Here is a 10,383-nt window from a genome sequence, read left to right as displayed (position 1 = left end):
GATAAGTAAAGATTTTTCATTCTCTTACTTGGTTGATGTATAAACACTTTTCGTAACTTTGTGGCAATTCTACACGTTCATGGCGTTGAACCTCTGTGGAAGGACATAATTAACGAAAGGTGTTATTGAAATTATCTTCTAAAGTCAAATTCTCGCAAAATTTGTATTAGAGTGAAGGTGATGGCAATAGCACCCGCATCTTTTGTTATAGACTTACCTGAAAGGGTAAACTATATCTCAATAGGTGTGGGTTGCTGTTGTTTTATCCACTCTAATGGCAATGCGAGAAGCCAGACTTTAGGATAAAGCAAATACAGTTCCCACACCTTTTTTATTATTTCACTTTCCGTAGGGGAACAAGGAGAAATAAATATTCTAATTATGGCTGATATGTCAAAAAGTAATCTGGAAAAAGAATTAAACTCTTATATCAGAAAAGAATGGCGTAAATTATCTTTTAATCACATTGACAATTTAGAAGGTATTTCAGAACTTGGATTGAAGTTGGTTAATGAATATGAAGGAATGGGGTTATATCCATTTGAGGGAGATATTGCTTTCAAATTAAATACAAAAAACGGATATATAACAGATTACTATTATATTGAAGGTAAAGTTTATATTGAAGAAAGTGATAAATTTCCTATGCTAAAAATCAATGACAATATTTCAACTCGTAAAAAATATACATTTATCTAATTATGGAATATTATATTTTAATTAATGGTTCAAAACAAGGTCCGTTTTCTATAGATGAGTTAAGGAGTAAGGAGATTTCAAGAAATTCAATGATATGGAAAATTGGACAGTCACAGTGGCTACCTGCAAATCAAATTCCAGAATTAAGTAATTTATTGAATGAAATTCCCCCAGAGCCACCAAGTTGTGTCAATTCAATGCCCCCTAAAACATGGCTTGTGGAATCAATATTAGTGACTTTGTTTTGTTGCATGCCTTTTGGAATAATGGGTATTGTAAAAGCATCTAATGTGGAATCCGCATATAATTCTGGAAGAATAGAATTAGCACTCCAATATTCTAATCAAGCAAAAAAATGGGTATTGTGGGGATTCTTTACAATGTTGGGTATTATTGCCTTATATATCTTAGCGGTAATAGTTATAGCTGTAATATCTTATGTCTATTCATAAAGTATGGTATATAGTTGTCATCTTATTGCTACTATCTATTTTGTATTATTACTGTAATCCAGAACAATATCAGCTATTTCCAAAATGTCCTTTTGTATCGTTGACAGGATATAAATGTATAGGGTGCGGTTCTCAAAGAGTTATCCACAGCTTGTTACATTTAGATATTGCACAAGCATTTAAATATAACATGTTATTAGTCATTTCTATACCATATTTAGGATTGCTTATATATACAGAATATTACAAGAAAAACTTGAATTTATATTCATTAATACATAACTATAAAGTTACAATAGGATATTTATTGCTTATTTTAACTTGGTGGGTATTCAGAAATATTTGGAATTTATAATATGAAAGCATATAAACTACTATCAATTATAATAATTATAGTTGCAAGTATTCCAATATGGATAGTTGGATTAAAAATACATGGAGATTATAAAGAACTTCAATCATGTAAAAATATAAATGATTATGAAAATTACATCAGGAAGCAAAGGTATATATGTAAATGGAATAATAAAATATTATTATATCCCAATGTTTTTAAGAATAAAGCCATTAAAATATATTCTTTCAAACAGAAAGAGGTGATAAATATAGCTAAAAAAGATTTTGAGATATGTAATACTGTAACACAATATAATGAATTTATAAATAAGTATGAACGTTATTATGATAATGAAGCAGAAATACAAAGTCTCATTAATAAGGCTTTTTATGAATTACGTTCTTTAAAAACGGCTGGTGATAGTTCTTGGTATATAGATAATACCGATTGGATACGATTTTCAGAAAAGCACCCAAACGCAAAAAATATAATGAAAAATGAAACAAATTAGTACATTTTTTCTCTTACTTGTGATTATAACAAGTTGCCAAAGAAATGAACTTCAAACAATTTCAAAAGAGGTTCTATCTAAAGAACTGACAGAAGTACAAGCAGATTCAGGCTCGGTGATCCTGATAAAGGATAATGAGATTGCAGCCAAAGTAAATCTCATATCGGATAATGGAATATATAAAGAAGGTGATGAACAATCTTTCCAGACTAAAAGGGATATGGGGACATTGCTTTCTACAGCCTGTATGATGGCAACATTGGATTGTATATCTCCTACTGATACGGTTGATGTTGGAACAGGTATTTATCTGAAAGATGGGAAAGAAGTAAGAGATCATAATGCAGATAGGGGTGGATATGGAATATTGACAGCGGAACAAGTGATCGCATACGATTCCAAGATAGGAATTATGATGATTATGGAGCGATGTAACCAAGTAAAAGATAATCTATCCAAGATGGGATTTTCTTCTTTGCATGTTTCACCTATGGAAATAGCCACATTCTACAATCGGATAGCCAACGAAGATACAACCTTGTGTTCAGAAAAGGTAATGAATGATATTTGGGATATGTTATTCAAAGTCATTTTGGAAGGGACAGGGAAAAGTATCTTTTTAGAAGATGTCCCGTTGGCAGGTAAAACAGGATATTCAGAGCAGAATGGAAAGAAAGAGGTTTCTTGCTGTATCTTTTTTAATGTGGATGGTTCTTTATATACTTGTCTGGTTATTATCTCCAATCCAAAACAAGGTTATCCCTCTGGTGGTGTAATGGCTGGGGATGTGGTTAAAGGAATTATTAAATCTTTAAAATCAGAAGAAAATGAAAAAGAAAATTAATCCATACGAAGAAGTCACTTGGTTCGATGATGAAGATTTGATTATTGATAGCACTTCATATTACTGGAGGAATGGTTGTTATTGTGATTGCTTTTGGGGACCTCAAGAATATGATGGTTCACATTCATATTCTTTAGAGTTGAGAACAAAATATATGATAGATGTATTAGTTGAGGAGTATGAAATAGAAAAACATATTGCAACTACCGTTATACATGATTATGCAGAAAGGACGAGCTTAGAAGAAAAAAATTTGAGTGTATTCTTGGAAGGTGAAAAGAATTTGGAGAAACAGATTGAGCTAATAGCTAATAAAATAAGATTAAACATTAACCTTTCTATTAGTGAATGGAATGCTCATAGACTATTGAAAGAATTGATAAAATTATCACATTCTGAAAATAGTATTCTCAGGTTTTATGACTACAATAAAGATTCTAAAATAACACCCTTGAAGATTCGTTACGAAAGGGTATTATCTGTTATATCAGCATATACAGGAAATGAAATTTCTGAAATGGAACGAATACCGTTTTGTTTAGCGAGTGATGAGATTTCCACAGATAAACTTGTTCAGTTATATAATTTATTGGATAAAGGATTTTTGGAGCAGAAAGAGAAGGATCTATTTTTTAGCTATTTAGGTAAAGAATCATATGGCTGTGAAAGTCGATTTCTATGTGAAGCATTGTTTAGGTATCGTATTGCCTTAAAGAATATAACAAATATCTTTGAATACAAAAGCACATCTAATAACTTCGTGAATGATTTACCAAAAAATCTATATAAACATCATATAGACAATATTGAAAAATCAATCATTCTTTTATTAGGGGATGATTTTGATAAAACATTTACAGAAGAAGAGTTAAAAAAGAAATATGGTTATCCTCAAATGTCCAATAAAGAATTACATGAATTGGAATGGAAAATGGATGACATATGTATTGAATGAATTATGAAAAAGATAATAATCAATTTTCAAGAATAGTACCTTTTTTTATGGATGACGATTTTATAGTCCCCGTTCAAAAAAGGTACTATCAATAAAGTTAGAAAGATTAGAATTACTTGAAGTATTAAAATTAGCAGAAAGGAATAAGAAGATGAAGTATTTAATGATTTTATTGGGGTTATGTTTGATTGCTTGTAATGGGCAATCTGTTAAACAAGAAGAAAAAACAGATTCCAATATAACACCAGACGAAAGATTGGAAGAAAGTATTGAAATTCCAAATGGTTCACTGACGAAAGGAGAACAAGATTCTTTAATAGAGGTATTGTCTCCTTATCTGGAAGTCGATACGGCTTATGCAAAACGCAGTAATAAAAATGCGGAATTGATTTCTAAAGTATTGGATGATATGGAAGAATTTGATGAGAACTATCAACAGCAAAATATACTTCATGTGGATTCGGTTATCAAGCAATGTATAAATCATGTTCAGTCGAATGAGCCTAAGCGGTTATTGGATTTATTTGATAAAGAGAAAATGAGTATTTATTCCCATCCTTCCAATACGATAGAGCATGAGAAGGATTTGCATTATATGATTTTATCATTGTATGATAAATATTATCGTCCATCAAACGAACGTTTTTTTGCGGAAAAGCTGGCAGAGTTATATGAGTTTTCTTTAATACATATAACAGGATTGGAACTGTTTGGAGGGTATTCTCACCCAGACTATATTCCACTTGTAAAAGTGTTGGTGGATTGCTATGATAAACTGAATGATTACGACAGAGCTATTGAGTTGCAAAAACAAATATGTGAAAGAATTGAGCAAGAAGAACCAGAAGGAAAAGCAAGTGAGAATTACGGATATGAGTTGATAGAATTAGCCACACTCTATTTAGCCAATAAAGACACGATTCATACAGATTCATGTACACAGGAGTTACGAAAGAATCCTTATATGGAAAAACTTTTAAAAGAACATTAGGAGATTAAAAAATGAAATACTATATTCTCTTACTTGGGTTACTTCTATTTGCTTGTAATGATAATACACCTTTACAAACGTCAGTTACAGTAAATGTTTCAAAAGCAGGAACGTTAGATTCTTTATTGAGTAATTATAATAAAGATGCCATTGACACATTAATTGTAACAGGGATAATCAATGAAATAGATTTGATTACTATCAAGTATATGAGTAATCTTTCTTATATTGATTTAGAAGAAACAGAGTTATCTTTAAGTATATCAAAGAATCATATCTTAGTAAATGGTAATCGGAATCTAACTATAAAGTTACCTAATAATCAATCTTTATTCTATTCTTTGAATCCTTTAAATATTTATTCCGAGGATAATGAACCTTTAGATATAGATGGAGTTTTTTTAAAAAGTAAAGATGGATTATTTTTATATTCACGAGATCATCGAGATAGTATGTATATCGTATCTAAGTCCTCTAAAGATAGAAAATTCACTTATAAAGATTTGTCCATACATCGTGAAAGTTTTAAAGGAGTTGATTTACCTCGTATATTTATTAGTTATAACCAAAAAGTAAATGGATATAAAGTAAATGTGATGTGGTTTCCATCAGATAGTTATTACTTTGACCAAAGTCCAGCTATTTTGCATTTTCAGAATGACACCAGTGAGTTTTATATTTACAATCCATCATACCATGAATATGGTATATATGAAAAATATGGAGAAAAAACGACACCTAAAGATGGAGATACAATTTATGTAAACTACACTTCAAAAGAATCAAGTAAGTATGCAAAAGATTATGGATATTTAGCAAGTAATGAAATTCCATTTTTCTTTCAAGATGTTGATTTTGATGGAAAAGATGAGCTACTGGTTACCAATTGGCAATGTGGTTCAAGAGGTTCAAGTACGTATGATGTATATAAAGTGAACCAATATTATGAATATCGTCTTGATATGATTAAACTTACAGATGCTCCTTTCTACAAAATGGAAAATGGACAAACAGAATTTGATCCAAAAGAAGAAACTATCAAACTTCATTTGAATTTTAGTGCTTTTGAGTATGCTATACATACTTACAAAAAAGTTAAACAAGATAAAATAGAATGGACAGAACCAGAAGATTCTTATAAGTTTGAATTAGTAAGGGTTGATATTCATAATCAATACACAGATAGTAAAGAACATAAGGTATATATTAAAGATGGATATAAGTATAAATTAGTAAAAGATGAAAAAACACCAGTTAATCAAAAAGATAAATAGTATCATTATATTACTCTCACTTGGATTATGTTTGCTTGGTTGTAAAGACAATGTGCCTTTACAAATATCTGCGATAGGAAATGTTTCAGATACAACATCTTTAACTGTGAATTTAAAAAAGGCAGGAACATTAAAATTGGTATTGAAGAGGAAGAATATAGTTATTGATACATTGACATTAAAAGGTAATATCAATTATTTGGATATGTTCTATTTGAGTGAATTGGATATAGTTTTGCATTTAAATTTGAAAGACGCTTTTTATGAACAATATGATAGTTGTCACGAAGAATCTGTTAATTTTGAAGGATTATCCAGATGTTCTAAATTGGAAACTATACTTTTACCATCAAACATTAAGTCTGTATCTTTTAACGCTTTTGTGGATTGTATTAACCTTAAAGAAGTGCAAATTGTGGATTCTCTCAAATATACAGGACAAGATGCTGTTGAACTATTTAAAAATGAATTTACCAATCAGTTTTATAATGAATTTAGGCATATCAACTTTAGGTATAAACAACCTGTTAATGGATATACTATAAAAAGGACATTGGTTATCACAGATTATTGTCCTAAACTTTATTATAAAGAAGACGAATCTTCTGTTATGGGGTCTGTTGTTCTTGAATTATCTAAAAATGGAGAACAGTATTATATCACCCATTACCCTTTTTATTTAAATTCTTCTGCATTTTATGGATATAATGAGTTTATAAATGGAAGTTTTTTCTATTTAAATTATAATCATGATAGATGTTCATTCTACTTTGAAGATTTGGATTTTGATGGAGAAGAAGAGTTGATATTTAGTCATTATCATGAAGGACAAAGATTTAATTCAAGATTAGTTGCATATTCTCTTGAAAACAGGAATGGTACAGCTAAACAATTTTATCAAAGAACAGATTCTCCTTTCGATCAAATAGATGCTTTTACTACGTTCAATAAAAATAAGGAAGAGATTGTACTATTTTTTAGTGGTGGATCAACTAATTGGGAAAAAAGAATCTATAGAAAGTCTTTTAGAAATAAATATTATATAGAAAGTCCAAATAAATTCGATCTAATGGAAATAATAGAACTTAATGGAGATACTATTTCTTATTATACGAATAAAAGAGAATTTATAAAGAAAGAACGATTTCTTGAAGAATAGTTTTTGTTGTTTTCTTATTTAAGGCTCCCTTCCAGTAGCAAGGATATAATAAAAGTACAAGCAAAATGAAAGAAAGAAACAAATGGATTGAATTAATGGAAAATGTTCAAATTGGAAGATTTGAATTTGAGCATTGGAATATATATTATACGTCAGAAGGGGATATAGAAGAAGATACAAGCCCACTAGATGAAATATTTGAAGATGGTGGATTTGTAAATTTAGAAAATTATGGTAACGTTTATAAATACTACAATCCTTTTGCCTATGATACATTGTTTATCAGGCAGCGTTATATTTACAACAGGCTTGTAAGGGAATATCTTATTCCAGAAACACAAGCAATAAATATAATTGCATACTATACGAACAAGACAGGATTGTATGAGCAAGAATTACAAAAGTATTTTCAGCATGATATATGTCTAAACAATCAGATCAAATCAATGGCTACATCAAAAAATATCATTGATTTGAATGAAGAAGAATATGAAATTGCAACAGTGCTACGAAAGTTACTAAATGATCCAGACAAGTATTATTCGATATATACGGAAGAAGAGATTATTCAGATACTTCGTAACAAAACGGATTATGGTATAACACGTCTTTCATTTAATATGACAGACGATTATAATTGTCACTCTTTCATAGAAGAAGAACCAAAGATGCCTAAATTCACATAAAATAATCATTAAACACCATTCAAATGAAACAAAATGTATTAACTTAGCAATCAAATGAAACAGGATTATAGTTGTTTCATTAAATCTTTTCTGCAATTGAAAAGATCATATTTGTGGCTTATTCACAGCCATTTTAGAATAAAACAAAAACAATAATAAACGAAGTTCTTTAATATATTTGTATATTATTGTAAAATAGCACTTTACAAACAAAACGATGTTTTTTAAAGGAGTTTATAGCAAGTTACCCATAGTATGACCGACACGATGGGCCGTATGCACGGTGACGCTCAGTTCGCTGGTTCTTCATCTGTTCCTGCTCACGTAGAAATGATGGGATTCCTGGGTATGGGTAACAACCCGATGGTAGGTGCTACGGTTGCCGTAGCGGTTGCTATTGAGGAAGCTATGAAGAAGTAATCAACTAAACAATAAAATAATTGTTTATATAGACTCCTGTAATCTTGATGGTTGCAGGAGTTTTTATTTTACTTATCAAAAGGAGGAAAAGGATGACACTAAACATAGACCAAGAGAATTGCATCAAATGCGGGAAATGCGTACGGGTATGCCCTTCGGATATATTCACGCAAGAAAGGGCTGGAGAGACGATCAGGCTGGTACGTGTGGAAAGCTGCATCGTTTGCGGGCATTGCGTGGACGTATGTCCGACGGGCTCCGTGTCGCACAGCGAATTCCCGCCAGAGAAAACGCATACGATCGATTACAGCCAAATGCCTACGCCGGAGCAGGTGATGTTGCTGATCAAGTCACGCCGTTCCAACCGGACATTGACCTCGAAGCCCGTCCCCAAGGAGATGCTGGACAAGATCGTGGAGGCCGCTCATTCTGCGCCGACGGCGACAAACTCCCAAAGCCTTTCGTTCACCGTCGTCACCGATCCGCAAAAGCTACGGCAGGTGAGCGATTATACGATAGGTGTGTTCAACTCCTTGGCGAAGCTATTATTGAATCCCGTCGTGAAATGTGTGGTCAAGCCGTTTATGAAGGATGTCTATAAATACGTACCGGTATTCAATCGGTTGAAAGAGGAACACAAGGCGGGTAAAGATCTGATTCTCCGGAAAGCCACTGCCCTGCTACTGATCCATACACCGAAGTCCAACCGGTTCGGAAGTGAGGACGCTAACCTCGCTTATCAGAACGCCTCCTTGATGGCGCAATCGCTTGGGGTAAGCCAGATCTATATGGGCTTTGTGCTCACCGCCATCCGGCAGGAAGGAAAAGATACGCTCGCCAAGACGCTAGGGATCGACGGCAAGATACAAGCGATCATGGCGCTCGGCATACCGGCTTTCAAGTACCCGAAGTATACGGACCGGAAAGAGATCGTCAAGAACTATATCGAATGAGACTTGATGGAGACAACCTTGTCGACCGGGGTATGCGATCCATTGGATTACGCATCGTAAGTCAATGGATTACGATACGTAAGTCATTGACTTATAGTTCGAATCTCATAGGTTTACCGGGCTAGGATCACTCCCGATCACCAGAACTTATTATGCTCCGGGCTGTATTCAAAACCAGCGTCTTTAAGCTTTGTAAGAAGGGATTTCTTGTTCACTTGCAAATCCTCGCATAAATCGTCGAGGGAAGAATAATTGTCACGAAGTTTCATATTGATGAAGCTGAATAGCATCATCGGATCGTTTGGTAATGACATAATCTTACGAATAAAAATGTTATCTATGTTTTACAACACAAAGATAATGCTTTTTCGCCAGATGGAACCCAGACACGATCCTTATTATTTGAATATCGGTTCGCAACAAAACAATCCACAAACTGGTTTTAAATAACGAGAACTTATAATTCAATTGAATGACATGAAAAAATATGTATTAGTAGTAGCGGTAGCCGCAGCCCTATTCAGCTGTAGCGGCAACCCAAAGGCAGACGCCACACAAACAGACAAGAACAAGCTGGAAACTGCCCAAGTACCGGATATGCACAACGCAGAGACCTCCTTGGATTACTGGGGTGTTTACGAAGGGACATTACCAGCCGCCAGCTCGCCGGGTATTAAAACGGCCTTAACATTGAACAAGGATAAAACCTTTACCCTCCGCTCCGAATATATTGACGAGAAAGACGGTATTTTTAATGATAAGGGAACTTACACGCTGGACGGTAACGTCTTGACGGCGAAACAAGAAGGGGGAGACATCACGTATTATAAGGTAGAGGAAGGCCAACTGAAAATGCTGGACCAGCAAAAGCAACCCATCAGGGGCGACTTAGCCAAGTTCTATATCCTTAAGCAAACAAAGAAATTCTAGGATTTATCCCCATAAGTATATACTTTCAAGGGCAAAAGCATACCCTTTTGTACATGAAAGTATATACTCATTTGCCTAAACCCAAAACTATTCCTACCTTTGCGTTCCTATATAACTATATAATTACTCCAATGAGAATAGCCGTTTAATTTATCTCAAGATGTCGTTCTTT

Annotated in this window: 13 protein-coding genes and 1 pseudogene; 13 read left to right on the top strand and 1 reads right to left on the bottom strand. The window is 33.0% G+C overall.

All coding sequences use genetic code 11. The features are described from left to right. Window positions 1–381 precede the first annotated feature (381 nt). The 12 genes and pseudogenes from E5342_RS09155 (at window position 382) to E5342_RS09100 (ending at window position 9,281) form a co-directional block, all read left to right on the top strand. A complete protein-coding gene (locus E5342_RS09155) occupies window positions 382–699 on the top strand; it encodes a hypothetical protein (protein ID WP_135959249.1) in 318 nt (105 codons plus the stop codon). 2 nt (window positions 700–701) lie between these two features. Continuing rightward, complete coding sequence (locus tag E5342_RS09150) at window positions 702–1,151, top strand: CD225/dispanin family protein (RefSeq protein ID WP_135959248.1); 450 nt, start codon at window positions 702–704, stop codon at window positions 1,149–1,151. After that, the gene (locus E5342_RS20320) at window positions 1,138–1,506 is read left to right on the top strand and encodes a DUF2752 domain-containing protein (RefSeq protein WP_135959247.1); all 369 of its coding nucleotides are present in this window, start codon (window positions 1,138–1,140) and stop codon (window positions 1,504–1,506) included. The genes E5342_RS09150 and E5342_RS20320 overlap by 14 nt, the downstream gene beginning before the upstream one ends. A gap of 1 nt (window position 1,507) precedes the next feature. Then, complete coding sequence (locus tag E5342_RS09140; RefSeq protein ID WP_135959246.1) at window positions 1,508–1,999, top strand: hypothetical protein; 492 nt, start codon at window positions 1,508–1,510, stop codon at window positions 1,997–1,999. After that, window positions 1,986–2,843: a penicillin-binding transpeptidase domain-containing protein gene (locus E5342_RS09135; protein WP_135959245.1), complete on the top strand. Its 858-nt coding sequence runs from the start codon at window positions 1,986–1,988 to the stop codon at window positions 2,841–2,843. Before E5342_RS09140 ends, E5342_RS09135 begins: the two co-directional genes overlap by 14 nt. Continuing rightward, window positions 2,827–3,798, top strand: coding sequence for a hypothetical protein (locus tag E5342_RS09130; protein WP_135959244.1), 972 nt, complete (start codon window positions 2,827–2,829; stop codon window positions 3,796–3,798). The genes E5342_RS09135 and E5342_RS09130 overlap by 17 nt, the downstream gene beginning before the upstream one ends. Before the next feature lie 151 nt (window positions 3,799–3,949). Next, on the top strand, window positions 3,950–4,789 hold the full coding sequence (locus tag E5342_RS09125) for a hypothetical protein (protein ID WP_135959243.1): 840 nt from the start codon (window positions 3,950–3,952) through the stop codon (window positions 4,787–4,789). 11 nt (window positions 4,790–4,800) lie between these two features. Beyond that, complete coding sequence (locus E5342_RS09120) at window positions 4,801–6,063, top strand: hypothetical protein (RefSeq protein WP_135959242.1); 1,263 nt, start codon at window positions 4,801–4,803, stop codon at window positions 6,061–6,063. Then, on the top strand, window positions 6,029–7,222 hold the full coding sequence (locus tag E5342_RS09115; protein WP_135959241.1) for a leucine-rich repeat protein: 1,194 nt from the start codon (window positions 6,029–6,031) through the stop codon (window positions 7,220–7,222). Before E5342_RS09120 ends, E5342_RS09115 begins: the two co-directional genes overlap by 35 nt. A gap of 65 nt (window positions 7,223–7,287) precedes the next feature. After that, a complete protein-coding gene (locus tag E5342_RS09110) occupies window positions 7,288–7,908 on the top strand; it encodes a hypothetical protein (RefSeq protein WP_135959240.1) in 621 nt (206 codons plus the stop codon). 246 nt (window positions 7,909–8,154) lie between these two features. Next, a pseudogene (locus E5342_RS09105) lies at window positions 8,155–8,328 on the top strand (GGGtGRT protein); the annotation flags it as partial. Window positions 8,329–8,420: 92 nt separating this feature from the next. Beyond that, entirely contained in the window at window positions 8,421–9,281 is an 861-nt protein-coding gene (locus tag E5342_RS09100; RefSeq protein ID WP_135959239.1) for a nitroreductase family protein, read from the top strand. 137 nt (window positions 9,282–9,418) lie between these two features. Here the strand turns inward: E5342_RS09100 and E5342_RS09095 are convergent, their stop codons facing one another. Next, window positions 9,419–9,595 (bottom strand): DUF4250 domain-containing protein, encoded by a 177-nt coding sequence (locus E5342_RS09095; RefSeq protein WP_005855899.1) that lies wholly within the window; start codon window positions 9,593–9,595, stop codon window positions 9,419–9,421. A gap of 163 nt (window positions 9,596–9,758) precedes the next feature. On the opposite strand from E5342_RS09095, the gene E5342_RS09090 reads away from it, so the two are divergent. After that, window positions 9,759–10,211, top strand: a complete 453-nt coding sequence (locus E5342_RS09090) for a copper resistance protein NlpE (protein WP_121736658.1) — start codon at window positions 9,759–9,761, stop codon at window positions 10,209–10,211. Window positions 10,212–10,383 lie beyond the last annotated feature (172 nt).

Origin of the sequence: Parabacteroides distasonis, from assembly GCF_004793765.1 — a bacterium.
Classification (GTDB): domain Bacteria; phylum Bacteroidota; class Bacteroidia; order Bacteroidales; family Tannerellaceae; genus Parabacteroides; species Parabacteroides distasonis_A.
The sequence above is the reverse complement of the archived record's forward strand: the minus strand, read 5'-3'. Positions and strand labels throughout refer to the sequence as shown.

Coding starts and splice junctions, on each gene's coding strand:
- E5342_RS09135 (WP_135959245.1), top strand. CDS start 1,986: ATGAAACAAATTAGTACATTTTTTCTCTTACTTGTGATTATAACAAGT.
- E5342_RS09100 (WP_135959239.1), top strand. CDS start 8,421: ATGACACTAAACATAGACCAAGAGAATTGCATCAAATGCGGGAAATGC.
- E5342_RS09125 (WP_135959243.1), top strand. CDS start 3,950: ATGAAGTATTTAATGATTTTATTGGGGTTATGTTTGATTGCTTGTAAT.
- E5342_RS09150 (WP_135959248.1), top strand. CDS start 702: ATGGAATATTATATTTTAATTAATGGTTCAAAACAAGGTCCGTTTTCT.
- E5342_RS09120 (WP_135959242.1), top strand. CDS start 4,801: ATGAAATACTATATTCTCTTACTTGGGTTACTTCTATTTGCTTGTAAT.
- E5342_RS09115 (WP_135959241.1), top strand. CDS start 6,029: ATGAAAAAACACCAGTTAATCAAAAAGATAAATAGTATCATTATATTA.
- E5342_RS09140 (WP_135959246.1), top strand. CDS start 1,508: ATGAAAGCATATAAACTACTATCAATTATAATAATTATAGTTGCAAGT.
- E5342_RS09130 (WP_135959244.1), top strand. CDS start 2,827: ATGAAAAAGAAAATTAATCCATACGAAGAAGTCACTTGGTTCGATGAT.
- E5342_RS09110 (WP_135959240.1), top strand. CDS start 7,288: ATGAAAGAAAGAAACAAATGGATTGAATTAATGGAAAATGTTCAAATT.
- E5342_RS20320 (WP_135959247.1), top strand. CDS start 1,138: ATGTCTATTCATAAAGTATGGTATATAGTTGTCATCTTATTGCTACTA.
- E5342_RS09090 (WP_121736658.1), top strand. CDS start 9,759: ATGAAAAAATATGTATTAGTAGTAGCGGTAGCCGCAGCCCTATTCAGC.
- E5342_RS09155 (WP_135959249.1), top strand. CDS start 382: ATGGCTGATATGTCAAAAAGTAATCTGGAAAAAGAATTAAACTCTTAT.
- E5342_RS09095 (WP_005855899.1), bottom strand. CDS start 9,595: ATGTCATTACCAAACGATCCGATGATGCTATTCAGCTTCATCAATATG.